Source organism: Sphingobium sp. (assembly GCF_041987595.1).
Taxonomy (GTDB): Bacteria; Pseudomonadota; Alphaproteobacteria; order Sphingomonadales; family Sphingomonadaceae; genus Sphingobium.
Genome location: NZ_JBHIWJ010000006.1, coordinates 33,352 through 58,374, shown reverse-complemented (window position 1 = coordinate 58,374; position 25,023 = coordinate 33,352). Strand labels below are relative to the sequence as shown.

Genomic DNA, 25,023 nt, shown 5'->3' with positions numbered 1-25,023 from the left:
CATGGTCCGCCGGTCCACCCCCTCCATCCATCCTATCGGTTGCCGCTGCGATTCCTGCGGCACCGCTGGCCGCAGCAGTCGCCGCCTCGAACTGGCAATCAAAGGCGCGACCCGCGCGCTGTTCCTGATCGCCGTCGTCTGCGCCGTCCCCTTCATCATCGCCCGTTTCGTGGCCTCTATTCAGGAAGAACGCCGTTGAGCATCATCGTCATCCATGGCCCTCCCGGCACCGGCAAGACCATCAATGCCCGCGCCTTTGCGGACTTCTTCGGCCTCGACACCATCATTGATGATGGCGTGTGCAGGCATCAGCCCTTCCCGCAAAAGAAGGCGCTGGTTCTGACCACCCGGTCGCCCGACGAAGTGCGCCGCTGGCGCGCAAACTCGCTGCGCGGGCCGCGCACCGCCGAAGCCATCGCCTTCGTTCCCATCGCCACCGCTCTGCGTCGCATCAGCGCACCTATGCCTACCCCGGTCCTTTCGTTGGCCGAACATACTACGCTGGCATTCCTGTCAGAAGGTGGGCCAGTGGCGACCCATCACATAGCTGGGCTGTGCCGACACAGCAGCACCAAGACCGCTCGCGACATGATGAAGCGTCTCGAAAAGCGCGGTTTCGCGCAGGGCGTAGCTGCCCCCGGTAAGGCGCGGATTTACTGGTGGCAGATCACGGACATGGGCCGAATGGCGGTGCAGCCATGACAGCCGCGCCTTGGGCCATCACCACGGATCAGCATTGGGACGCAATTGTGTCGGAGTGCAAGCGCCGGGAGGCGGGATGGGCGGAAGAGATCCGCAAAGCGGGCAATAGCGATAAACGCTGGCGTATGACCGAAGCCCGCAACGCCGACATGGCACAATGGCATATCATGGCCGTGTTGATCGCCCGCAAGCTGGGGATCCCGACGCTGGAGCGCGAGGAACTGACCGGTATCGGCCGGCCAGCCAATCCGACCGATCGGGAAGGCTGGCTTGCCATCGTCGCCACCGCGCACCGCGCTCTGGAAAAGGCGGTCGCCGACACCCCGCAATACCGCAACCTCTACGCCATTTGGCGCTGGGCGCACCTTTACGTGCAGGTCTGGGCGATCCCCCTGCTCGAACCCCGCGCCGCCGCTATCGAACAAAGGAACGCTGCATGAGTGGCGAACTGACTTCCCGCCCGAAGGGCGGCACCCGCCATCCTTGGGATTGGTATGTTGAGGAAAAGTGGGTGACGCACCGTCTGCTCGACATGATCACCCTGGAATCGGACGTCACCTATCTGGATCCCTGCTGCGGCCAACTGCATATCCCGGAGGCGCTGACCGAACGAGGCTTCAAGGCCTATGGTACTGATCTGTTCGACCGCGCCGCCGGACACCGGTTATTCATGGGCGCACATGACCTGCTCGGCGACCAGCGTCATCTGCTGGAGGCTGGGGGCGGCCTGTCGATCATATTCAATCCGCCATTCTCCTATCAGAATGGCCGCCTTGTTCGCGGTCTGGCGGAAAAGTGCATCCGCCGCGCCCTGTCGATCGCCTCGCACAAGGTCTGCGCCCTGCTGCCTTTGAAATGGCTCGCCAGCGAAGGCCGCTACCGGCTTTTCACGGACGAGACGCCGATCGGCGTGTGGATCCTGTGCGAACGGCCATCCATGCCGCCCGGCGACGTCATCGAGCAGCTGGGCGACAACGCATACGATCATGGCAAGATCGACTATATGTGGGTGGTTTGGGACAAGTGCCGCGCCCCCATGACGGACTCTCAAGGTCGGCCATTCGCCCCAACCTTCTGGATCCCGCCCCGCGAAAAGGTTGCCGTGGAAAAGCAGCTGAGGTTCGCGGCATGAGCGGCCCGGTCCTTTTAACCCCAACGGAGGCGGCGAAGCGCCTGCATATCAGCGACAAGACCTTGCGCCGCCTTCGCCAGCAGGGCCATATTCGTTACGTCGCCATCACAGAGCGCAAGATTCGTTACCGCCCGGAAGACTGCGACGCCTACGTGTCGGCCCGCGTCCGTGAGGATGATCAATGTCAGTCTACAAGCCGAAAAACTCGACCCTCTACCTCTACGATTTCCAGCATCGTGGTCGGAGATTTCACGGCTCGACGGGCCAGAAAACGAAACGAGAAGCGGAAAGGGTAGAGGCGCGCAAGCGGGCTGAGGCGGCGCTCGACATCAAAAATCGCAAGCCGATCACGATGGACGATGCCGCTGGGTTATATGAGACGAAGCTGCGCAAGGAAGCCCGATGGAGCGCATCATCTGAAAGCTGGCTGGACAATTTCGTCAATGCCATCGGCTCGCGCACCTTCATGTCCGACGTCGATCACACGGACATCGGTGCATATTTCCGGCAGCGCGCCGCGCTGGTCGAAGGCTCCAGCGTCAATCGGGAAATCGACGTCGCCCGCGCTTTCTGGCGCGCGACCGATCGCGCCCGCTATGATGTCGGCGAAATGCCGGATTGGGGCGCAATGCGCTATGCGGTCAAGGAACATGACCCGCGCGAACTGCAATTCGATGAGGAAGACCGGCTGCTTTCCACGATCCGGGAGGATTATCAGCCGTTCGTCAAATTCGCCCTGCTGTCAGGATGGCGCGTTTCCGAGGTACGGACGTTGCTCTGGTCCGATCTGGATTTGCCCGCGAAGGTGGCATGGCGCACTGTAAAGGGCGGCAACCGTATCAAGCGTCCCCTGACCACAGACATGATCGTCCTCATAGCGACGCAGCCGCAGGCGTGCCCGCAGGTATTCACCTATGAATGCCAGCAGAGCCGCCAGAAGCGCCGCAAGGGGCAACGATACCCAATTTCCAAGGATGGCTGGCGGAAGGTGTGGGGCGAGGCCCTGAGTGCCGCTGAAATCGAAAATTTCCGCTTCCACGATCTGCGCCACACGCGCGGGACGCGGATCCTGCGCCAGACCGGCAACTTGGCCGCCGCGCAGAAAGCCCTGGCACACAGGAACATCCGCACGACGCTGCGCTATGCCCACGCGTTCGATGACGATGTGCGAAAGGCGCTGGAGGCTTCGGAGTCCCGAACTATTCCCGAAGTGGATGCAGAGAACACGAAGAAAATCGCGTAAATTCAACGCGGTATGGCAATCGCCAAATTTCCGTGTAAACGAGACGCTCTACCAACTGAGCTAATCGCCCGATGCCTGTTCCTGACGGCCAGCGTTCGGTGGGCGCCTATCTACGGCAATCCTTGCGCTGGTCAAGCGCGATGAGGACAAATTCCTCAGGCGCACAGGAAACGGCGGCTGGCGACGAACCAGCGGCTCATCGCTTCGGCCGTGCTGTCGGCCAGGGCGATGAACACGCGGCGGCCGTCATGCGGGTCGGCCTGACGCTGAACGAAGCCCTGATCGGTCAGCGTCCGAATCCAGCGCAGGGCGGTGGTCGGCGGCACCGCAGAAGCAATGCACAGGCTGGAAACCGAGACCCGCTCATGCTCCAGCCGCGCGGCAAGCAGGTCTAGCAGCATGTCCCAGGCTGGATCGGCGAACAGGTCGGCGGGCAGGAAATCATCGCGCAAGCGGCGGGCGCGCAACAGATCGCGCACCTGCATTGCATCGACCGTCAGGTTTTCGGCGGGTTTGTCGGCGCTGCCGATCGGTTCGAGCGCGGGCATGCCGATATAGTCGCTGGGCTGGTCGGAAATGCGCGGACCAAGATCAAAGGAAGGCGTTGCATGGCGCGGGCGCTTGGTCAGGGTCTCCAGCGTGCGGGCAAGACGGCTGACCTCCTCGCTCAATTGCTGAAGCCGGGCGCCTTCGCTTTCCGGGTTCATGTCATGGAGCAGCGGCTGTTGCGACTGATTGACCGCCGCGAGCAGGGCGGCGGCCAGATCGGCGTGATCGGGCGTGCACAGCAATTGCGTGCGGTCGCTGCGAAGGCAGGCATAGGCCAGATCGATGGTGTGGAGGCCCGCCACCAGAATGACGGAGATGTCCTTCTGAACCGCGAGCGTTTCGACCTGTACCAACAGCCGTTCGAGCCGGTCGTCGGGGGAGGGGCAGAATAGCAGGACGATGTCGCAATCGATCTGAGCATCCAGCCGCTCGCAGGCCTGATTCAGCGCCACCTTGCCGAGCAGGCGCAGGCCGGTTGCACTGCTCAGCGCTTCCGCGTCGTCAAGATATATGTCGTCGGCCAGGATCAGCAGCCGCGGCCTTACGTCCTTTTGACCGAAAGGCTGATCAAGCGCTGCTTCGTAGCGGGGCTGGGATTGATCCATTTCCACGATGTTGTCTCCTGTCGCCTTCCGGTTCCCATTTACCGCAATGCCTTCGTTACGCAGCCTTACCAAGCTCCGAAACGGACCTGATTTCGCCTGATGGTGCGCATTTGCCCTTGTATCCGGCCAAAGATGCGAGTCCGCACGCCCCCGCTGATCAAATTGGAGCGTCCGCAAACGCCGAATTGGCGGGAACAGGGGTGGCGCTGCGTCTCATCCGAAACGGATCAGCTTTTGCGCATTTGCGGAACTTCAGACTGAAGTGCGCCGGGCAAAGTCAATATAAAGGGCGCGCAACCGCATCGCGACCGGACCCGGCACGCCGTCCCCGATGCTCTGGCCGTCGATCCGCACCACCGACTGGCAGAGGGTCGAAGCGCTGGTTATGAAGGCTTCCTTCGCCGCCAGAGCCTCCGCGACCGTGAACGGGCGGCGGACGACGGCGATGCCGCTCTCCTCCGCCAGCGCGGTCAGGGCCGCGCCGGTACAGCCAGCGAGGACCGCCTGCGAATAGGGGCGGGTGATGATGCCTTCGTCCGTCACGATGAAGGCGGTGGAGGAGGCGCCCTCGGTCACGAAACCGTCCTCGACCATCCAGGCCTCCTGCGCACCTGCATCTGCGGCGGCGCGCTTCGCCATGGCCTGAGCCAGCAGGCCGACGCTCTTGATGTCGCGCCGCGCCCAGCGCAGGTCCGGCATCGTCGCGACCGCTAAGCCGTTGCGCGCGGCGGGGACGTCGAGAAAGGGCTTGGCATGGGTGAACATCACCTGCGTCGGCTGGATGTCGGGCGAGGGCAGGAAGTCGCGGGTCGCATCCGCTCCACGCGTGATCTGGACGTATACCAGGCCTTCGGTCAGATTGTTGCGCGCCACCAGTTCCTTCTGCGCGGATTCGATCTCTGTCAAAAGGAGGGGCAGACCGATGCCGATCGCGCTGGTCGAGCGCTCCAGCCGGGCAAGGTGCGAGGCGCTGTCGACCAGCTTGCCGTCAATGACCGCCGCGACCTCATAAATGCCGTCGGCGAACAGGAAGCCGCGATCCAGCACGGAGATTCGGGCTTCGGCCAGCGGCACGAAGCGGCCATTGAGATAAGCGACGGACATGCGGTGATCCCCTGTTCAAGGCGGCCGATCTGGCTTGTCACCGCCCTTCGGTCAAGCCGCTTGCCCCCGCAACGCCTTCTGCCGCCGTCGTTGCACGGATGAGCCTATCCCCATCGCTTCGCGATATTTGGCGACGGTGCGGCGGGCAATGTCCATGCCCTTGGCGCGCAGCATGTCGACCAGCGTGTCGTCGGAGAGGATGGCGTCGGCCGTTTCGGCGGCGATCAGCGCCTTGATATGGCTTTTCACCGCCTCGGCCGATACCGCGCCCTCGCCTCCGGCTGCCGCGACGCCGCTGGTGAAAAAATATTTGAGTTCAAAGAGGCCGCGCGGGCACGACAGATATTTGTTCGACGTGACCCGGCTCACTGTGGATTCATGCATCTGGATCGCCTCAGCCACGGCCTTGAGAGTCAGGGGTCTGAGATGCTCTACTCCCTTGCGGAAGAAATCCTCCTGTTGCCGAACGATCTCGCTTGCGACCCTGATGATCGTCTTCTGGCGCTGGTCCAGCGCTTTCACCAGCCAGTTGGCGCTGGCAAGGCAATCGGCCAGCCATGCCCTGGATGCCCTGTCCTGCGGGCCGGCGGCGAGCTCGACATAATAGCTTCGGTTGATCAGCAGGCGGGGCAGGGTGGCGTTGTTCACCTCGATCGACCAGCCGTCGCGGGTCGGGCGCACGAACAGGTCCGGCGTCACCGGAGGGGCGCTGTCGTGCGAGAAGCGCAGGCCGGGCTTGGGATCATAGCCGCGCAGTTCGCGGATCATGTCGGCCATATCCTCCTCATCCACGCCGCAGATGCGGCGCAGCTGGGGCAGGGCGCCCTTGGCCAGCAGGTCGAGATTGGCGAGCAGCCTCGCCATGCAGGGATCGTAGCGGTCAGCCTCCATCGCCTGAAGCATGAGGCATTCGGACAGCGACCGCGCGCCGACGCCGGTAGGATCGAAGCTGTGGATCACGTCCAGCACATGCTCGACTTCGAAGAGCGGTACGCCCAGCGCATGGGCGGTTTCGAGCAGATTAGCGTCCAGATAGCCTGCCGGGTCGATCTGGCCGATCAACTGGGTGGCGATCAGCAGATCCATGTCCGAAAGGACGGCGCGGGCCTGATCCATCAGATGTTCCTGCAACCCCGGTTCGGGATTGGCGAAACTGTCGAAATCGAACGCTTCGCCAGTGCCGCCCGATAGCGGCTCCATGCCCCCTGAACTGGCGCTCGGGCCAGCCATGCGGTCTGCAGGGCCATTGTCGATGAAGGTTTCCGCGCCAAAATCGACGTCGAGTGGTGAATCGGCGCTGCCCAGACCCTGGCCGATCAGCTGGTCGCTGTCGCCGACCTCCGCCGCGACGCTGTGGGTTTGGGTCTCCCGGTCGATGCCGTCGGCGGAGGGGGTGAAATCGTCAGGCCCGCACGCCTCGAGCAGCGGATTCTTCTCCATCTCGCTCGCGACAAAGGCCTCGATCTCCAGATTGGACAGCGCCAGCAGCTTGATGGCCTGCTGGAGCTGGGGCGTCATGACGAGCGATTGGCTTTGCCGCAGGTCGAGACGGGGCGCGAGCGCCATCAACCGTTTCCCTTGCCTGTGCTGGGGGGAAGGGCCCGGTCTGTCATGCTAGAGCGAGAAATTCTCGCCCAGATAGAGTCGCCGCACATCGGCATTGGCGACAAGTTCGGTCGGACTGCCCGCGAACAGCACCTTGCCGTCGTAGATGATGCAGGCGCGATCGACGATCTCCAGCGTCTCGCGGACATTATGATCGGTGATGAGGACGCCGATACCGCGGGTCTTCAATTGCTTCACCAGATCGCGAATATCGGCGATGGAGAGGGGGTCGATGCCCGCGAAAGGCTCGTCGAGCAGCACGATCGACGGGTTGGCCGCCAGCGCGCGGGCAATTTCGCAGCGTCGGCGTTCACCGCCCGAGAGCGCCACGGCCGACGAATCGCGCAGCCGGGTGAGGCCGAATTCTTCGAGCAGCTGTTCCAGCCGCGCGGCGCGGGCTGCCCTGTCCGGTTCGGCCAGTTCCAGCACCGCGCCGATATTCTGCGCGACGGTCAGGCCGCGAAAGATCGAAGTCTCCTGCGGTAGATAGCCCAGACCCAGGATCGATCGCCGATACATGGGCAGGCCGGTAATATCCTGCCCGTCGAGTACGATGCGCCCATGGTCGGGCCGCACCAGGCCCATCACCGAATAGAAGCAGGTCGTCTTGCCCGCACCATTGGGACCAAGCAGGCCGACCACTTCACCCTTGCCGACAGTCAAGGACACGTCGGCCAGCACCACACGCTTGTCGTAACTTTTTGCGATGGAGATGACGGAAAGACCCTCTCCCACCTCTTGAGGAGGAAGGGGCGATGCCGGGGCTGTTCGGTCCTGCATCATCACGTCGTCCATAACCCATCCTTGCTGCCGCATGGTTAATTGCGGGTAAAATCCCTAGACCCGCACGGCAATTGGCAAGCTTTGTGCATGGGATCGCCGCCGGGGCAAGGGGGAAAATGGTCCTCATAGCCCTTAAAGCCATGAACCGCGGCTAGATTGGGCTTGGCGGGCAAGCTTTCAATGCGAATGTTACGCAAAAGCGCCGGGCTGCCCGAAGGCAAGGATGATCCCGATTTCAGGAAATGGTGCGGTCGAGAAGACTCGAACTTCCACGGCCTTTCGGCCACAACGACCTCAACGTTGCGCGTCTACCAATTCCGCCACGACCGCACATTTTCCGGGGAACCGGCGGGGCCGGTGCCTTGGTAGGAGGCGGCCCTTAGCAAAGGCTTTTGGGTCATGCAACAACCTATCTGCACAAGCGTTGTTTTGGACAGAGAAAGTCGGGGAGCGATGGAAGGATAGGGAAGGGTCACCAATGTCCGCGCGCTTCTGGTTATTTTCATGTGCAAGTGCCGGGGTGGCGTTGACCGGAGGCTATGGCCTTGGTCTCTACGCGACGACATCGCCAAGAGCATGGGTGGAAACGGCGTTGCCGGAGGCGACGACACGGAATGATCCACCCTATGAGACGGCGGCCTTGAGCGGACCGGCGATCATCCATTGCAAGGGTTGCGGTCCCACGCTGGCCGATCGGCAGATGGCAGCTGAGATGGCGGGCTGGAACGGGATGAACGATCCGGCGGTGCGCGAATATGCGTCGCAGGATGAGGAGATACCGGTCGATGTCGTCGAACCGCCGCCGCGCGTCCGAACACTGCCCGCTTCGGTCGAACGTTTCGTTTCGGATGAAGGCGGTGATTGGGGGACGGTGAGGATCGCCCAGGCCCCCGATAGCAAAACGCCCGCCGAGGATATCCCGGCGGACGCTGCCATATCTTATTGATCGTGCCGCTTATTCGGCGGCGACGACCTCTGCGGACGCATCGCTCAACGGGTAAGCGAGGCGGCTGACCATCTCCTTCGGGCAGACCTGCCAGAAGTAACGGCGCCAGCGGTCCCAGTCGTCCAGGATGGTGTTCGACCATTTGCTGTCGGTCGCCACCGCGTGCTGGGCGATCAGCGACTTCAGCTCCGCCTCCCAATGGGCGCTTTCCAGCCGCTGCCAGATGATGCTCTCCGGGTTTGCACGGGTCGGGAAGCTGCCATCCTCGTCGAGGATGAAGGCCATGCCGCCGGTCATGCCCGCGCCGAAGTTCGCGCCGGTCCTGCCCAATATGACCGCGGTGCCGCCAGTCATATACTCGCAGCCATTGGCGCCGCAGCCCTCGACCACCACCTGCGCGCCCGAGTTGCGGACGGCGAAGCGTTCCCCCGCCTGACCCGCCGCGAACAGCTTGCCGCTGGTCGCGCCGTAGAGGACTGTGTTGCCGATGATGGTGTTGTCCTTGCTCGACAGGGGCGAGGAAACGGTCGTGCGCACCGTGATGATGCCGCCCGACAGGCCCTTCCCGACATAGTCGTTGGCGTCGCCGAATACTTCCAGCTTGATGCCCTTGCAGAGGAAGGCGCCCAGCGACTGACCCGCAGAACCGCGCAGACGCACGGTCAGATGCCCATCCGCAAGGCTCGACATGCCGAATCGCTCGGTCACGGCAGCCGAAAGGCGCGTGCCCACGGCGCGATGCGTGTTGCGCACCGTATAGGTGAGCTGCATCTTCTCGCCGCGTTCGAACACCGCGCGGGCGTCCTTCATCATCTGTGCGTCCAGACTGTCCGGAACGGCATTGCGCCATTCGGTCAGACTGAAACGGCGCTGATCGTCGGGCGCGTCCACCTTGGCGAGGATCGGGTTGAGGTCGAGATCGTCCAGATGCTCGGCGCCACGGTTGACCTGCTTCAGCAGTTCGGTACGGCCGATCACCTCATCGAGGCTGCGATAGCCCAGACGGGCGAGGATCTCGCGAACCTCTTCCGCGATGAAGGTCATGAGGTTGATGACCTTCTCCGGCGTGCCGGTGAACTTCTCGCGCAGCTTTTCATCCTGCACGCAGACGCCGACCGGACAGGTGTTGCTGTGGCACTGGCGCACCATGATGCAGCCCATGGCGACCAGCGACAGCGTGCCGATGCCGAACTCTTCCGCGCCCAGAATCGCTGCGATCACGATGTCGCGGCCGGTCTTGAGGCCGCCGTCGGTGCGCAGCTTCACGCGATGACGCAAACCGTTGAGGGTCAGCACCTGATTGGCTTCCGACAGGCCCATTTCCCACGGCGTGCCCGCATATTTCACCGAAGTCTGCGGCGAAGCGCCGGTGCCGCCGACATGGCCCGCGACGAGGATGACGTCGGCATGGGCCTTTGCCACGCCCGCAGCCACGGTGCCGATGCCCGCCTGGCTGACCAGCTTCACGCAAACCCGCGCCCGAGGATTGATCATCTTGCAGTCGTAGATGAGCTGCGCGAGATCCTCGATCGAGTAGATGTCATGGTGCGGCGGCGGCGAGATCAGCGTCACGCCGGGCGTCGCATGACGCAGTTTGGCGATGAACTCGGTCACCTTGAAACCGGGCAGCTGGCCGCCTTCGCCGGGCTTGGCGCCCTGGGCCACCTTGATCTCGATTTCCTCGGCCGACCCAAGATACTCAGCATGGACGCCGAAGCGGCCCGATGCGATCTGTTTGATCACCGAGTTCGCATTGTCGCCATTCTCATAGGGCTTGAAGCGGTTCGCATCCTCGCCCCCTTCGCCCGACACGGCCTTGGCGCCGATGCGGTTCATGGCGATGGCCAGCGTCTCATGCGCCTCCGGAGACAGGGCGCCCAGCGACATGCCCGGCGTCACGAAGCGCTTGCGGATCTCGGTGGTCGCCTCGACCTCATCGATCGGCACCGCCTCGCGGGCGAAGTTGAACTCCAGCAGGTCGCGGAGGTAAACCGGCGGCAGGTCGCGCACGCCCCGCGAGAATTGCAGATAGGTCGAATAGCTGTCGGTCGCTACCGAGGTCTGCAAAAGGTGCATGAGTTGCGCCGAGTAAGCATGCGTCTCGCCACCGTTGCGCTGGCGGTAGAAGCCGCCGACCGGCAGGCGCACCACGGCGCTGTCATAGGCGGTGTCGTGCCGCATCTTCGCGCTATAATGGAGCGACTGATAGCCTTCGCCCGAAATCTTCGCGGGCATGCCGGGGAAGAGATCGTTGACCAGCGCGCGGCTGAGGCCCACGGCTTCGAAATTATAGCCGCCGCGATAGCTGCTGATGACCGCGATGCCCATCTTGGACATGATCTTCAGCAAGCCCTCGTTGATGGCGATGCGATAGCGTTCGAAACAGGCATCCAGCGCCAGATCACCGAACAGGCCGCGGGCATGGCGGTCAGCGATGCTGGCTTCCGCCAGATAGGCGTTCACCGTGGTCGCGCCTACGCCGATCAGCACCGCGAAATAATGGGTGTCGAGCGCTTCGGCGCAGCGCACGTTGATCGACGCATAGCTGCGCAGCCCCTTGCGCACGAGATGGGTGTGGACGGCCGCGGCCGCCAGCACCCCAGCAATGGCGATGCGGTCGGCGTTGACATACTCGTCGGTCAGGAAGATTTCGGTGCGGCCTTCGCGCACGGCCTGCTCGGCCTCCTCGCGGATGCGGGTGATGGCCGTGCGCAACTGCTCCTGCCCGCCCTCGGCCGGGAAGGTGCAATCGATTTCCGCAACGGCAGGGCCGAAATGCCCCTTCAGCTTCGCCCATTCGGACGAGGTCAGCACCGGTGAATCCAGCACCAGCACATGGCTGTTCTGTGCGTCCTGCTCCAATATGTTGTGGAGGTTGGAAAAGCGCGTCTTCAGGCTCATGACGTACCGTTCCCGCAGCGGATCGATCGGCGGGTTGGTGACCTGGCTGAAATTCTGGCGGAAGAAATGGCTGACCGTGCGCGGCTTGTCGGAAATGACCGCGAGCGGGGTGTCGTCGCCCATCGAGCCGACGGCTTCCTTCGCATCCTCGACCATCGGGGCAAGGATCAGTTCCATATCTTCAAGCGTCATGTTGGCGGCGACCTGACGGCGCGTCAGCTCGGCCTTGTCCCAGCTGGGCAAGGCGCTGGGCACGTCACCCAGATCGTTGACCGTCATGAAGTCCTTGATCAGTTCCGAATAGGGGCGCTCGCCCGCAATCTGGTCCTTGATCTCATGATCGTCGAAGATCACGCCTTCCTGAAGGTCGACGGCGATCATCTGGCCCGGTCCCATGCGGCCCTTCCGGACGATTGTGGTTTCGGGCACGACGACCATGCCGGTTTCCGAACCCACGATCAGCAGATTGTCGCCGGTCAGCGTGTAGCGCAGGGGCCGGAGCGCATTGCGGTCGACGCCCGCCACCACCCAGCGGCCGTCGGTCATCGCCAGCGCAGCCGGGCCGTCCCACGGCTCCATCACGGAGGCGAGATATTCATACATGTCCGAATGCGCCTGGGGCAGTTCGGCGCTGGCCGACTGATAGGCTTCGGGCACAAGCATCAGCTTGGCGGTCGGCGCATCGCGGCCCGAACGGCAGATCGCCTCGAACACGGCATCGAGCGCGGCGGTGTCGGACGCACCCGCCGGGATCACCGGCTTGATGTCCTCCGACTGCTCGCCGAAGGCGAGGCTGGCCATCTTGATCTCGTGGCTCTTCATCCAGTTCTTGTTGCCGCGGATGGTGTTGATCTCACCATTATGCGCGAGCGTGCGGAACGGCTGGGCCAGCCACCATTGCGGGAAGGTGTTGGTCGAATAGCGCTGGTGGAAGATGGCGACGCGGCTCTCGAACCGCTCATCCTGAAGGTCGGGATAGAAGACCGACAGCGATTCGGCGAGGAACAGCCCCTTGTAGATGATCGAGCGCGCCGACAGGCTGCAGATATAGAAATCGGCGATCTGCGCCGCGATCACCTTTTTCTCGATCCGGCGGCGGATGAGATAGAGATCCTTTTCGAACTCGGCCTGATCGCGCTCTTCCGGCATCGGGCCGGCGATCATGATCTGCTCGATCTCAGGACGGGTGCGCTGGGCCTTTTCACCGATGACGGAGACGTCGACGGGTACCTGACGCCAGCCGTAGATGGTGTAGCCTGCGTCAATGATCTCGGATTCAACGATGGTGCGGCAGGTTTCCTGCGCGCTCAAATCGGTGCGCGGCAGGAAGATCATGCCGACGGCGAGGCGGTTGGGCAGCGGCTTGTGGCCGGAGTCGGCAATGGCGTCGTCGAAGAAGCGCACCGGCAGGTCGACATGGATGCCCGCGCCGTCGCCGGTCTTGCCGTCGGCGTCTACGGCGCCACGGTGCCATACGGCCTTCAGCGCATCGATGGCCGACGCCACGACGCGGCGGCTCGGGCGGCCGTCGGTCGCGGCGACCAGGCCGACGCCGCAGGCATCGCCTTCCATTTCCGGGTGATACATGCCCTCGGCCGCGATGCGTGCGCGTTCTTCGGGGCTGGCCATGAAATTGGTGTCGGTCATGATGACTTACCCTTGCATGTGGCCGTCCGTATTTTTGGGCACGGCCGCTGTCATTCCGTTGGTTGCCGGCATAGCCGGCGCTATCGTCAGTCGGCTTTCTTCGCGTCCGCGCCGAGCAATGCGGTGAGACGCTCGCGCTCAGCCTTTGTCAGATCATCGTAGGTTCGCGGCTTGGGCAGCTTGGCGAGTTCCGCCGCGGAGGATTTCATAATCTCCGGCATGGCCCGCATCATTTCCGGCATGATCTTCTGCATTCGGCCAACATAATGCGGGTCGGCGGCCAGCTCCATGAAGCCTGCACCGAATTTGGCGCCGACAGGGGTTTTCAGGAAAACACTGATCTGATCAAGCTCGGCTGCGCTGTAGCGATAGGCGAACGCCTCTGCCATGCCTTCCCGCATGTCCGGCTCATAACGTCCCATGAATTGGCCGATGGCCGGCATCATGGTGTTGACCATTACGTCCATCCGCTTGCGGAAATTGGGATCGATGATCGCCATCATTTCCTCAATCGTGCCTTTACCCAGATTTTCCGCCCGCTCTGGGTCGAAACCGCCGACTTTCAGAAACTCGCGGATCGGCATCTTGGTCATGCCGTCCAACATCGGCCCCGTCATCTTCTGCATCATCGGCCCCATCATCTTTTCCATGGTGCCGTTGGGCAAAATGATGGCGGCGATCGGCTGAGCCTTGGCCAGCAGTGCCGAATCCACAGACTGGACGGCTGTCGCCGGAACCTGCGTTTGGGCCTGTGCAGCTATCGGGGTCGCCAGCAGGAGGAGGAAGGCGGCGCGCATCAGGCGGCTTGCCTTTCTCCGGCCGCCGCCTTCGCCTTAGCCTTCAGATAGCGGTGCATATGCTCGGTCACGTCGCGTCCGTCGCGGATCGCCCAGACGACCAGCGAAGCGCCGCGCACAATGTCGCCGGCTGCAAACACCCCGTCCATGCTGGTCATCATCGTCTTGTGATCGACGCGCAACGTGCCCCAGCGGGTGACCGACAGATCCTCCGCGCCGAACAGCTTGGGCAGTTCCTCCGGATCATAGCCCAGCGCCTTGATCACCAGATCGGCGTCGAGCGTATATTCGGTACCCGGATCGGCCTCCGGCGCGCGGCGGCCCGAGGCGTCGGGCTGGCCCAGGCGCATTTTCGTGACCCTGACGCCGGTGACATGCTCCGTGCCCTCGAAGGCGATAGGGGCGGAAAGCCAGACGAACTCGACGCCTTCTTCCTCGGCATTGGCGACTTCGCGCTGCGAACCGGGCATATTGTCACGGTCGCGGCGATAGAGGCACTTCACCGATCTGGCGCCCTGACGGATGGCGGTGCGCACGCAGTCCATCGCGGTGTCGCCGCCGCCGATGACGACGACATTCTTGCCCGTCGCGAGCAGCGTGCCGTCCTCATGCTCGGGCACGGCGTCGCCGAAGCCGGCCTTGTTGGAGGCGGTGAGATAGTCGAGCGCCTTTACCACGCCCGGCGCGCCGACGCCCGGTGCGCGGATGTCGCGGGGCTTGTACACGCCGGTCGCGATCAGCACCGCGTCATGGCGGTTGCGCAACTCTTCCATAGTGGCGTCGCGGCCGACCTCGAAGCTCTCATGGAAGACGATGCCGCCGTCCTTCAGGCGCTGGATGCGGCGCATGACGACGTCCTTCTCCAGCTTGAAGCCGGGGATGCCGTAGGTCAGCAAACCGCCCGCGCGATCATGCCGGTCATAGACATGCACTTCATAGCCCGCGACGCGCAGATATTCCGCCGTGGTCAGGCCTGCCGGACCTGCGCCGATGACGCCGACCGACTGGCCGGTCGCGACGCCGGGCACCAGCGGTTCGACCCAGCCTTCCTTCCAGGCGGTGTCGGTGATGAACTTTTCCACCGAGCCGATGGTGACCGACCCATGGCCGGAAAATTCAATGACGCAATTGCCTTCACACAGGCGGTCCTGCGGGCAGATGCGACCGCAGATTTCCGGCATGGTGCTGGTCAGGTTCGACAGCTCATAGGCTTCGCGCAACCGGCCCTCGGCGGTCAGGCGCAACCAGTCCGGGATATGGTTGTGCAGCGGGCAATGGGTCGAGCAATAGGGCACGCCGCACTGCGAGCATCGCGACGCCTGTTCTTCAGCCTTGTCCAGAATGAAGCTGCGGCTGATTTCCAGAAAGTCGTCGGCGCGATCGTCGGCCGAACGCTTCTCGGGATAGGCTTGGCCCGTTCCCACGAATTTCAGCATTGGATTGTCAGCCATAATGAGTCCCTGAAAATGATTTCAGGGTGCGCATAGCAGAAAAACCTGCGGAGTCACGCGGATTCGACTATTTACGTCAGTAATAATGACCTAAATTTCGATCATTTTTCGCGTGACTGAGCAAAGGCCGTAATAATCTTGCGCAATTTAGGGCCGGTTCGGACTTACCTCAAGGAAAGCCACAATAGGGCGATGATCCCGGCGATGATTCGATACCAGGCAAAGGGCGCGAAACCGTGGCGGGACACCAGCCCGACAAACCATTTGATAACCAGCAGCGCGACGATGAAGGAGACGACGAAGCCCAGAGCGATGCTGTCCCAGCCCACGGCAGCGGAGGTCAACTTGTCGCCATTCTTCAGCAGTTCCAGCGCGGAAGCCCCCAGCATCGTCGGGATGGCCAGAAAGAAACTGAACTCCGCAGCGGTGCGGCGCTCGACGCCAAGCGTCAGTGCGCCCATGATCGTTGCGCCCGAGCGGCTGACGCCGGGGATCATCGCGAGGCACTGGATGAAGCCAATGCCGATCACCCGGATGAAGGGAATGTCGGCGATCCCGTGGAATCGGTTCTCTTTGACCATCCGCTCGATCAGCAGGATGGCGACACCACCCGCGATCAGCGCCCACGCTACGACTTTGGGCGCGCCGAGCAGGGCTTCGATATATTTATGCAGCGCAAGGCCGATGACCGCGGCGGGGATGAAGGCGACGATCAGATTGCGCAGGAAACGCCAGCTGGTGCCTTCGTTGCGCAACAGGCCCATGCCGACAGCCCAGAAGGTCCGCCAGTAGAGTACGACCACCGCCAGGATCGCGCCCAACTGGATGATGACGTTGAACATCGCCCAAACGGACGCGTCATAGCCCAGCAACTCGCTCGCGAGAATGAGATGGCCGGTCGAGGACACCGGCAGGAATTCCGTCAACCCCTCGACAATGCCAAGCAGGATGATTGTCAGATAATGCAGGTCCATGGGTCGGTCAGATCCTTGCGCGTCGGACAAAGGGAAACCCCCTCCCGGACGGAAGGGGGTGGAAGGCTTTCATGCCATTGTGCAGAAGCGAAAGCCGTGCGCAAAGCGTTTTGCTGCACGGCCGGTCGCGGCGCGGCGTCGTTTTGCCCGGTCAGGCTTTGACGCGCCCGGCAAAACGACCGTGCCGACGATAGCGCACCAGCCATTTTTCTGCGACGGCGGGCATCGGCGTCGGCGTAACGCCCAAATCTGCAAGGCCGCCGGTTCCCGCCGCGACGACATTGTCGCTGCCCAGCATCGCCAGCTGATCGCGGGTGATCGGGCCGCCCGGCAGCATGGCGATCAGCGACGCGAGCGAGGCGGGAACCGCGCAAAGGCTGCGCTCGCGGCCGATGGTCTTGGCGATCCAGGCGTTGAGTTCCAGCATCGAATAGGTCTGCGGCCCGCCCAGTTCAAAAGTCTTGCCGCCATAGACGCCGGGATTTTCAGCGGCATTGGCTATGGCCTGCGCCACATCCGCGACATACACGGGCTGGAATCTTGTGTTCGCGCCGATCACCGGCACGACTGGAGCGAGCCGGATGATCTCTGCAAAGCGGTTGAGGAACTGATCCTCCGGCCCGAAGATGATCGATGGGCGCAGGATGGTGGCGTTGGGAAAGGCGGCCAGAACTGCCGCTTCGCCCGCGGCCTTGGACCGGCCGTAGGCGGATGGGCTGGCGGCGTCGGCGCCGATGGCCGACACATGCACCAGCGCCTGAACGCCCGCGTCCGCTGCCGCCCTGGCGACATTGGCGGCGCCGTCATGGTGCGATCCTTCGAAATCGCCCGACAGCACGCCGACCAGATTGATGACGACGTCGCTACCGACAAGGGCGCGTGCGACGCTGGCGGGCTTGCGGATGTCGGCTGCGACGAACTGGGTCTGGCCAAGGCCGCCCAGCGGCTTCACGCGCAGCGCCGTCGCCAGATCGCGTTGGGCCACCCGCACGCGGGCGCCTCGCGCCATCAGCGCCTGAGCGACCTGCCGACCCAGAAAGCCGCCACCGCCGAACACCGTAACCAGACTGTCCTTCATCGCGTATCCCATGCATGTCTTTTCAAAGGGGCTGACTCAGCGCGCGCCTCGTCTTTCGACGGGGGACGGCTGTACGCCATCCCCTTGCCGCAGCCGCGGCCCGCTGACAACCAGCTTTACCCGATCCAGCCCTGCAAATCAGCAATCATCCACAGGCCAAGGCCGAGGAACAGCAGCGCCGCGCCGACCTGAAGCGCCCGCATCGGCACCTTCCGGGCCAGCACATTGCCGAACAGCACGGCAGGAACATTGGCGATCATCATGCCCAGTGTCGTGCCGACGGTGACGGCAAGGACATTGTCGAACCGCGCGCCCAGCATCACTGTCGCCACCTGCGTCTTGTCGCCCATTTCGACCAGAAAGAAAGCGATCAGCGTCGTCATGAACACGCCTGCCCTGGAGGGGGCCTTCAGCGGTTCATCCTCGTCGATCTTGTCGGGAACCAGCGTCCAGGCGGCCATGGCGATGAAGCTTGCCGCAATGGCATAGCGGAACCAGCTCTGCGTCAGCACGCCCGCGACAGAATGGCCGACCAGCGCCGCGAGGAAGTGATTGGCGAGCGTGGCAAAAAGGATGCCGAGGATGATCGGCACGGGCTTGCGGAAACGGGTGGCGAGCAGCATCGCAAGCAATTGCGTCTTGTCGCCCATTTCGGCGAGCGCAACGAGTGTGGTCGATGTTAGGATGGCTTCCATGGTCAGTCTGTCCAGGGCCGGGCGAAGAATGAAGACGCAATGCCACCACCTTCCCCCGCCCGGCCGGACGAGGAAGATGGTGCCATTGGTCTCGCCCGATGGGGGAATCCCCCATCCCGTCCGCCACGACCTCTCGGTCAAATATGTTGACGAACGACCCGTTCCTTTAACGGAACGGCTGGCTACTCCCCAGATGACGGGTGCGCTTTAGGGGAGATCGAACAGCGCTTCAAGAAAAATGATGGGAAGGCGCCGTTTCGTGGCGGCCGATCCGTAACGCCTGAGAGAGAGGTTTGGAAATGCGCGGAAGAGCGCATTCTGAGCAGGCTCCGCCTTGCGCCGGGAGGCGCATTTCCAAACCGTCTCTCAGCCCGATCCCAGCAACGGCACGATATCGACCGGCCGGCCGTTGCGCCGCAATTCCACGGTTATGCTGGGGCGACCGGGGCCGGCACTGCCGATGGGATCGCCCTGCCGCAGAGTGTCTCCCACGGCGGCATTCAGGCGCAGAAGCCCGGTAATGAGCGTCGTCCAGCTGCCGCCATGATCGATGATGACGATCTGCCCGTAGCCACGATAGGGACCGGCAAAGACGATGCGGCCCGCAGTCGGCGCCACGGCCAGAGCCTGCGGCCGGGTGACGATGGTAAGGCCGCGTGAGCGGATGCCGCTGGGGGATATCTCGCCCATGCCCGTCACCAACTGGCCGACGACCGGCAGGCGATAGGGCGGGGCGGCGACCGCATCGCGGGCGCGCTCAGCTGCGGGTGCCAGCGCCTGATCCGGCCGGGGCGGGCGGAGCAGCGGACCGGACAGGGCGGCGAGCTGGTCGCGCATGTCGCCTGCCTCCTCCAACTTGTCCATCAGATCGACAATGTCCCGTGCCCGCTCACCCAGCGCCAGGGCGCGGTCGCTCTCCACGCCGGCGCTGGCCCGATAATCCCGCGCCGCGAGCCGCTTTCGCGCTTCCAGCGTCTGGAGCGCTGCCTGACGCTGTTTCAGATCCTGCTGGCTTTGCGCGAGCGAGGCTGCCGCCTGTTCGGCCGTTGCGCGCAAGGCTCGGCTGCGGCCCAGTTCGGCGCGCAGGCCCGCGGTCCGTTCCCTGACGGCAGGCAACACCTGCCCCAGCACGGCGCGCATGTGAATAGCGTCGCTGATTGATCCGGGCTGGACAAGGGCCAGCGCCAACGGCCGTTGCGCCATCATTTGCAGTGCGGCGGTCAGGCGGACGACCGGCTCCTGCCGGGCAGCAAGGCGCGCGGCCTGCGCACGCTGGAGCCGGGCGATGATCGCGATGCGGGCCTGGGCTGCCTGGATGTCGGCCTCCGCCTGCTGGATGCGCGCGGCCATGGCGGCGGCGCGGCGGCGGGCCTGATCGGCTTCGTCGCGGGCCAGCACCGCCTGCTGTTCAAGCCGCTCGGATCGCTCGCGGGCCTCCACCGACTGTCGGCGGGCCGCTTTCAGGGTGGACTGTTCTTCCGTCAGACTCGTGCCTGCCGTGCCGGGCAGAATGATCGCCTGCCCATCGGCCGCAGGCAGGCGCACGGCGATGATCGCCGCGCTGGCTGCGATCGCCGCGATGATGGCCGTGCGTGTCACCGATATGCCCCCTGTCATCCTGACTAGGCGGAAATCCCCGTTCCTGTCGAGAGTTGCTCAACCCTCGCGATGATAGGGATGTCCGGCGAGAATGGAGCAGGAACGCCAGAGCTGTTCGGCCAGCATCGCCCGGGCCATCATGTGCGGCCATGTCATGGCGCCGAACGCGATCAGCAGATCGGCCCTGTCCCGCTCGGCATCGTCAAAACCGTCTGCCGCGCCGATCAGGAAGCGACATTCGCGTTTCCCCCCGTCGCGCCAGCCTTCGAGGCGCTTTGCGAAGTCGACGGAAGTGAGTTGCCTGCCCTTTTCATCCAGCATGACGGTGACGGTGCCGGGCGGGGCGGGGGGCAGTTTGCCGCCCCGGTCAGGCATTTCGGTGATCTTGTGCGGCATGGTCAGCCGCTTGATGTAGCGGTCGACAAGGTCCGCTTCGGGAGAACGCCCGATCTTGCCGCGCGCGATGATGTGGAGGAGCATGGCGCTCCTCCTAACGGCACATCGCGCGCTTGTCTAAGCCGGGTTCAGGCCGTGCCTGCGACCGGCGCGTCGACGAACCCCCACATCCGTTCCAGATTGTAAAAGCTGCGCACTTCCGGCCGGAACAGGTGGACGATCACGTCGCCGGCATCGATCAGGACCCAGTCGGCAACCGGCAGGCCTTCGACGCGGGCGGAACGCCCCGTCGCCTGTTTGATTCGCTCGGCCAGCTTCTGCGCCATCGACGCGACCTGACGCGATGAACGCCCGCTGGCGATCACCATATGGTCGGCAATGCTGCTTTTGCCTTCGAGTGGGATGGAGATGGTTTCCTGCGCCTGGTCATCGTCCAGCGATTTCAGGACAAGGTCATGCAGGGCGGCAACGCTGTCGGCGCCTGGAACCATATTGGCTTGGGCCGTGTCGTTGGCGGGGTGCGGTCTGGTCAAAAGTGCTCCATTCTAGACGATCATCCGGCGCGTGAGCGGATCGCGCACACGCGTTTCACTATATTCGCGATGCCAGAGGGGGTCTGCCTGCCGCAGCAGGGTCGCCGATCTTGGATCAGGGCGAAAGCGCAAAAGCACGAGCGCCGGAAGTCTCCAATCCGTCCAGTCTGCACTCTGGCGCGCGGGCCGGACGAAGCGCCGCAGCCAGCTCATGGCCGTCGAGCCACGGGCATCCCTATCATAGCCGGGCCGGGCGATAACGGCAATGGGCATTATCCGGGCTATGCCGCGCCAGTCTCTCCACTGGCCGAACTGGGCCAGATTGTCGGCGCCCATAAGCCAGAGGAAGCGGTGGCGAGGGTAGCGGCCCCTGAGCGCCCTGAGCGTATCGATGGTATAGCGGGTGTGGAGTTGCGCTTCGATGGCGGTGGGCCGGATGGGATTGCGCCGCGCGACTTTTCGGGCGTGGGCGAGGCGGGCAGCCAGAGGCGCCATGCCGGCACTGGGCTTGAGCGGATTGCCGGGAGAAACGAGCCACCAGACTTCATCGAGATTCAATGCTTTGGCTGCGAACAGGGAAATGGCGCGATGCCCGCCATGCGCGGGATTGAAGGAGCCGCCGAGAAGGCCGATGCGTTTCATTGGCTTGCCATGCCAGCAGATGGCGATTTCGGCAAATCCAGGACGGCGCTTTCAGGGATGTTTGCTTAGCAAACGAAATCGCGTCTTTAAATTATAAGCCTGCTAACCAATGGCCCCTTTGAGCTCCATTGGTCCATGGAGTTCTTATTCCGCCGCGTCAGGCAGGGCTTCCGGCAATGCGCGTATGGCCTCGGGGGAGGCGGGTTCGCGGACCAGCGCTTCGACCGATTCCAGCTCTTCCAGTTCCTTGCCGCCGGTTTCGATATTGAGGTCGCGCAACTTGCGGCCTGTCACCAGCACGCGGCCCTCGAAACTGCCGACGAAAGCGTTGTAATCCCCGACAGCGCCATTGAGGCGGTTGCCGAGTTTCTTGAGCGAACCGGCGGCCGCTGCCAGCCGTTCGTACAGTTCTTTGCCCAACATGCCGATTCGCTTGGCTTCGTCGGCCATCTTCTCCTGCCGCCAGACCGCCGCCACGGTGCGGGCGATGGCGATGAGGTTGGTAGGCGTAGCAAGCAGCACCCGCTTGCCGAAGGCAAAGTCCCAAAGCTGGGGATCATTTTCCAGCGCGGCCGACAGGAAATGCTCGCCCGGCACGAACATGATCACATAGTCGGGTGCTTCGTCGAACTGGTCGGCATAGCTTTTGCGGCCCAGCGTCTCGACATGGGCGCGCATCGCGGCGGCATGGGCGGCAAGACAGCGCTTCTTTTCATCGTCGCCATCCGCGCCATAGGCGTCCTGATAGGCGTTGAGGGAAACCTTGGCGTCGATCACCAGTGCCCGGCCGCCCGGCACGCGCAGGATCGCATCGGGGCGCAGGCGGCCATCCTCGCCTTCCACGCTGACCTCTGTTTCGAAGTCGACATGTTCGGAAAGGCCGCACGTTTCGAGCACGTTGCGCAACTGCTGTTCGCCCCAGCGGCCACGCGCCTTGGGGGCATGGCGCAGCGAATCGACCAGCCGCTGGGCCTCGGCGCGCACCGCTTCCTGGCCGCTCTTCATCGATTCGATCTCGCCGCGCAGGATGCCATAGGCCTCGGTCCGCTGCTGTTCGATCTGGGTGATCTTCTGGTCGTAGCGCAGGATGGTTTCATTGACCGGGTGGAGCAGTTGCCTCAGTTGCGCCTCGCTTTTTTCATGCGCCTGCATCATGCGCTGGTCGGCGCGCTCGAGGAACTGGCTCTGCGCCTGATGCAGCAGCTTGCCGCCAATTTCGCTGAACTGGGCGGAGAGTTGCTCCTTGGCGTCCTTGAGCGCCGCGATCTGCGCTTCGAAGGCCTCGGCCCGCGCCTGCGTGTCGGAGCGCAGCGCGGCGAGATCGCGGGCGGCGAGTTCACGCGCGGTCCGTTCCGCATCTAGCTTCTGGGCGAGGTCCGCCGCCTGCGCTGCCCGATCCTGCGCCACCACCAGCTCCTGCAGGGCGGCATTGCGCTGGGCGCTGGCGGACTCCAGCCGGGTTGCAAGATCCGCCTTTTCCGCCGTCAGGGGCGCCACGGCCTTGCCGCCAAGCCACCAGCCCAGACCCACCCCGGCGACCAGCGCGGTGATGACGAGAATGACGGCCAGGCTGTCCATGATTACCCCTTTATGGAACGAAAGGTGAACCTAGCGACGTGATGGCATCCCCGCAAGTCTCCTCATGCCGCCTGAACACCGGGTGCGGCGAAGCGCTGGCGGTAGTCTCCCGGCGACAGGCCGATCAGGCGGTGAAACAGCCTGCGAAAGGCGGCGGCATCCTCATAGCCGACGCTCCAGGCGATCTGGTCGATGGTGCGCCTGGTGAACTCCAGCAGCTCGCGAGCACGGGCGATGCGCAGATGCTGGACATATTCGATTGGCGTCATGGTGGTGGCTGCCTTGAAGCGGCGCTGGAAGGTGCGTTCTTCCATGCCGATCTGCGCGGCCATGTCACGCACGCTGATCGCCCTGGCCTCCCGCGCGGCGAGCCAGTGCTGGGCCTTCAATATGGGTTCGTCGCCGTGGGTCATGCGGGGCACGAAGCGCGCATAATGGCGCTGTTCGCGGCCCGCCGGGTCGACCAGCAGGAATTTGCCGGTGTCGAGCATCACCGTCGGCCCCAACAGCCGGTCCACCAGCCGCAGCCCGAGATCGGTCCACGCCATCAGCCCGCCCGCCGTGATGATGTCGCCATCGTCGATCACAATCCGGTCGCAGTCGAGCCGCACATCGGGAAAGCGCGCTCTAAAGGGTTCGGCAAACAGCCAATGGGTGGTGGCGGGGCGGCCGCTCAGCAGGCCGGTCGCCGCCAGCATGAAGGCGCCGCCACAATTGGAGGCCAGAGTGGCGCCCTGCGCATGGCGGTCGAGCAGCCAGCGGGCATAGGGCGCCGATTCATCCATTCCGGGAGGACCAGTGAGGCGGCCGGGGATCAGCCAAATTTCCGGCGTGCCCTTCATTTCCATCGCTTCGTGGGTATCATGGACGCGGGTAAAGTCGTCGTGATCGCCAAGCTGCCAATGGCTGACGCGCAGCCGCGGACCGCCATGCTGGTCTGAAAACTGCCCAGCAATGTCAAGCAGGTCGGTCATGCCGTGGACCATGGCCATCTGGCAGCCCGGATAGAGGATCAGCCCGACTTCCGCCTTGGGTGCGTCGCTGGGGGGCATGCGTGTCTCCCGTCATTTCCAATCTGCTGTCGGAATCGGCCTGCTTTATGTCGGTTCCGCCGATCCCAAGCTTCGCGCCACTGTCGTAAAAGCGCAAGCATCAGGGCGTGACGGACGCTCTTCCGGATAAATGAAGGGATTTCACCATGAGCAATTTTATCACCACGCAGGATGGCACCCGCATCTTCTACAAGGATTGGGGGGCACGCGACGGGCAGCCGATCGTCTTCTCCCATGGCTGGCCGCTGAGTGCCGACGCCTGGGACGCGCAGATGGTCTTTTTCGCCAATCAGGGCTTTCGCACCATCGCCCATGACCGCCGCAGCCATGGCCGTTCGGATCAGATCTGGGACAATAACAACATGGACCAATATGCTGATGATCTGGGCGATCTGATCGAAGCGCTGGATCTGCATGACGTCATCCTCGTCGGCCATTCGACCGGCGGCGGCGAAGTCACGCGCTATGTCGGCCGCCATGGCACGAAGCGGGTTGCGAAGCTCGCTTTGATCGGCGCTGTGCCGCCGCTGATGCTCAGGACGGAGGCCAATTCCGGCGGCCTGCCCATCGATGTGTTCGACGGCATCCGCAAGGGCACGTTCGACAATCGCAGCCAGTTCTTCAAGAATCTGACCATACCCTTTTACGGCTATAACCGGGAGGGCGCGGTCATTTCCGAAGGTATCCGCGAGGAATTCTGGCGGCAGGGAATGATGGGCGGACTCAAGGGGCAACTCGACAGTATCCGCGCCTTTTCGGAAAGCGATTTCACCGCTGACCTGAAGAAAGTCGATGTGCCCACGCTCGTCCTGCATGGCGATGATGACCAGATCGTGCCGATCGGCGCCTCCGCGCTGTCCACCATCAAGATCGTGTCGCACGCCCTGCTGAAAGTGTATGAAGGGGCGGATCATGGACTGACGCAGACGCATCAGGATCGATTCAATGCCGACCTGCTGGACTTCATCAACGGCTGAGCCGCGAAGGGGTGCATCTTCGCACCCCGACGCC

The 25,023-nt window shown here is 63.6% G+C and carries 24 protein-coding genes, 1 tRNA gene and 1 riboswitch; of the genes, 8 read left to right on the top strand and 17 right to left on the bottom strand.

Features of this window, described 5'->3' with window-relative positions; translation table 11 throughout:
* Position 1 precedes the first annotated feature (1 nt).
* Genes ACFC3J_RS03160 through ACFC3J_RS03135 form a run of 6 tightly spaced genes read left to right on the top strand, consistent with a single transcriptional unit; the run spans position 2 to position 3,077 of the window.
* Entirely contained in the window at positions 2-199 is a 198-nt protein-coding gene (locus tag ACFC3J_RS03160) for a hypothetical protein (RefSeq protein WP_375194758.1), read from the top strand.
* Positions 196-702: a hypothetical protein gene (locus tag ACFC3J_RS03155; protein ID WP_375194757.1), complete on the top strand. Its 507-nt coding sequence runs from the start codon at positions 196-198 to the stop codon at positions 700-702. The genes ACFC3J_RS03160 and ACFC3J_RS03155 overlap by 4 nt, the downstream gene beginning before the upstream one ends.
* Positions 699-1,142: a hypothetical protein gene (locus ACFC3J_RS03150; protein WP_375194756.1), complete on the top strand. Its 444-nt coding sequence runs from the start codon at positions 699-701 to the stop codon at positions 1,140-1,142. Before ACFC3J_RS03155 ends, ACFC3J_RS03150 begins: the two co-directional genes overlap by 4 nt.
* Complete coding sequence (locus ACFC3J_RS03145; RefSeq protein ID WP_375194755.1) at positions 1,052-1,834, top strand: hypothetical protein; 783 nt, start codon at positions 1,052-1,054, stop codon at positions 1,832-1,834. The genes ACFC3J_RS03150 and ACFC3J_RS03145 overlap by 91 nt, the downstream gene beginning before the upstream one ends.
* A complete protein-coding gene (locus tag ACFC3J_RS03140; RefSeq protein ID WP_375194754.1) occupies positions 1,831-2,130 on the top strand; it encodes a helix-turn-helix domain-containing protein in 300 nt (99 codons plus the stop codon). The genes ACFC3J_RS03145 and ACFC3J_RS03140 overlap by 4 nt, the downstream gene beginning before the upstream one ends.
* Entirely contained in the window at positions 2,016-3,077 is a 1,062-nt protein-coding gene (locus ACFC3J_RS03135; protein ID WP_375194753.1) for a tyrosine-type recombinase/integrase, read from the top strand. The genes ACFC3J_RS03140 and ACFC3J_RS03135 overlap by 115 nt, the downstream gene beginning before the upstream one ends.
* A gap of 155 nt (positions 3,078-3,232) precedes the next feature.
* Here the strand turns inward: ACFC3J_RS03135 and ACFC3J_RS03130 are convergent, their stop codons facing one another.
* From ACFC3J_RS03130 to ACFC3J_RS03110, 5 genes are all read right to left on the bottom strand, one after another.
* Positions 3,233-4,231 carry a MarR family transcriptional regulator gene (locus tag ACFC3J_RS03130; RefSeq protein ID WP_375194777.1) on the bottom strand — a complete coding sequence of 333 codons (999 nt, stop codon included), beginning with the start codon at positions 4,229-4,231 and terminating at the stop codon, positions 3,233-3,235.
* A gap of 252 nt (positions 4,232-4,483) precedes the next feature.
* On the bottom strand, positions 4,484-5,335 hold the full coding sequence (locus tag ACFC3J_RS03125; protein ID WP_375194752.1) for a D-amino-acid transaminase: 852 nt from the start codon (positions 5,333-5,335) through the stop codon (positions 4,484-4,486).
* Between the two features lie 51 nt (positions 5,336-5,386).
* Positions 5,387-6,901 carry an RNA polymerase factor sigma-54 gene (rpoN, locus tag ACFC3J_RS03120; protein ID WP_375194751.1) on the bottom strand — a complete coding sequence of 505 codons (1,515 nt, stop codon included), beginning with the start codon at positions 6,899-6,901 and terminating at the stop codon, positions 5,387-5,389.
* 48 nt (positions 6,902-6,949) lie between these two features.
* Positions 6,950-7,735: an LPS export ABC transporter ATP-binding protein gene (gene lptB, locus ACFC3J_RS03115; RefSeq protein ID WP_375194750.1), complete on the bottom strand. Its 786-nt coding sequence runs from the start codon at positions 7,733-7,735 to the stop codon at positions 6,950-6,952.
* A 231-nt stretch (positions 7,736-7,966) separates the two neighbouring features.
* Positions 7,967-8,053 (bottom strand) — tRNA-Leu (locus ACFC3J_RS03110).
* A gap of 190 nt (positions 8,054-8,243) precedes the next feature.
* On the opposite strand from ACFC3J_RS03110, the gene ACFC3J_RS03105 reads away from it, so the two are divergent.
* Positions 8,244-8,669: a hypothetical protein gene (locus ACFC3J_RS03105; protein ID WP_375194749.1), complete on the top strand. Its 426-nt coding sequence runs from the start codon at positions 8,244-8,246 to the stop codon at positions 8,667-8,669.
* Positions 8,670-8,678: 9 nt separating this feature from the next.
* On the opposite strand, the gene gltB is transcribed toward ACFC3J_RS03105, so the two are convergent.
* The 12 genes from gltB to ACFC3J_RS03045 form a co-directional block, all read right to left on the bottom strand.
* Entirely contained in the window at positions 8,679-13,217 is a 4,539-nt protein-coding gene (gene gltB / locus ACFC3J_RS03100; RefSeq protein ID WP_375194748.1) for a glutamate synthase large subunit, read from the bottom strand.
* Between the two features lie 86 nt (positions 13,218-13,303).
* Positions 13,304-14,014, bottom strand: a complete 711-nt coding sequence (locus tag ACFC3J_RS03095) for a DUF2059 domain-containing protein (protein WP_375194747.1) — start codon at positions 14,012-14,014, stop codon at positions 13,304-13,306.
* Positions 14,014-15,465, bottom strand: coding sequence for an NAD(P)-dependent oxidoreductase (locus ACFC3J_RS03090; RefSeq protein WP_375194746.1), 1,452 nt, complete (start codon positions 15,463-15,465; stop codon positions 14,014-14,016). Before ACFC3J_RS03090 ends, ACFC3J_RS03095 begins: the two co-directional genes overlap by 1 nt.
* A 164-nt stretch (positions 15,466-15,629) precedes the next feature.
* Positions 15,630-16,439, bottom strand: a complete 810-nt coding sequence (locus ACFC3J_RS03085) for an undecaprenyl-diphosphate phosphatase (protein ID WP_375194745.1) — start codon at positions 16,437-16,439, stop codon at positions 15,630-15,632.
* 151 nt (positions 16,440-16,590) lie between these two features.
* Positions 16,591-17,529, bottom strand: coding sequence for a complex I NDUFA9 subunit family protein (locus ACFC3J_RS03080; protein ID WP_375194744.1), 939 nt, complete (start codon positions 17,527-17,529; stop codon positions 16,591-16,593).
* A 104-nt stretch (positions 17,530-17,633) separates the two neighbouring features.
* Entirely contained in the window at positions 17,634-18,212 is a 579-nt protein-coding gene (locus ACFC3J_RS03075) for a TMEM165/GDT1 family protein (protein ID WP_375194743.1), read from the bottom strand.
* 97 nt (positions 18,213-18,309) lie between these two features.
* Positions 18,310-18,416: riboswitch (yybP-ykoY riboswitch) on the bottom strand.
* 162 nt (positions 18,417-18,578) lie between these two features.
* Positions 18,579-19,811 carry a murein hydrolase activator EnvC family protein gene (locus ACFC3J_RS03070; protein WP_375194742.1) on the bottom strand — a complete coding sequence of 411 codons (1,233 nt, stop codon included), beginning with the start codon at positions 19,809-19,811 and terminating at the stop codon, positions 18,579-18,581.
* Positions 19,812-19,868: 57 nt separating this feature from the next.
* Positions 19,869-20,291: a 23S rRNA (pseudouridine(1915)-N(3))-methyltransferase RlmH gene (locus tag ACFC3J_RS03065; protein WP_375194741.1), complete on the bottom strand. Its 423-nt coding sequence runs from the start codon at positions 20,289-20,291 to the stop codon at positions 19,869-19,871.
* A 44-nt stretch (positions 20,292-20,335) separates the two neighbouring features.
* Positions 20,336-20,740, bottom strand: coding sequence for a ribosome silencing factor (gene rsfS / locus ACFC3J_RS03060; RefSeq protein WP_046761735.1), 405 nt, complete (start codon positions 20,738-20,740; stop codon positions 20,336-20,338).
* A 12-nt stretch (positions 20,741-20,752) separates the two neighbouring features.
* Positions 20,753-21,382, bottom strand: a complete 630-nt coding sequence (locus tag ACFC3J_RS03055; RefSeq protein ID WP_375194740.1) for a nicotinate-nucleotide adenylyltransferase — start codon at positions 21,380-21,382, stop codon at positions 20,753-20,755.
* Positions 21,383-21,526: 144 nt separating this feature from the next.
* Entirely contained in the window at positions 21,527-22,960 is a 1,434-nt protein-coding gene (locus ACFC3J_RS03050; RefSeq protein WP_375194739.1) for a DNA recombination protein RmuC, read from the bottom strand.
* 62 nt (positions 22,961-23,022) lie between these two features.
* Entirely contained in the window at positions 23,023-24,012 is a 990-nt protein-coding gene (locus ACFC3J_RS03045) for a GlxA family transcriptional regulator (RefSeq protein WP_375194738.1), read from the bottom strand.
* Between the two features lie 146 nt (positions 24,013-24,158).
* On the opposite strand from ACFC3J_RS03045, the gene ACFC3J_RS03040 reads away from it, so the two are divergent.
* Entirely contained in the window at positions 24,159-24,989 is an 831-nt protein-coding gene (locus ACFC3J_RS03040; RefSeq protein ID WP_375194737.1) for an alpha/beta fold hydrolase, read from the top strand.
* Positions 24,990-25,023: the final 34 nt, after the last annotated feature.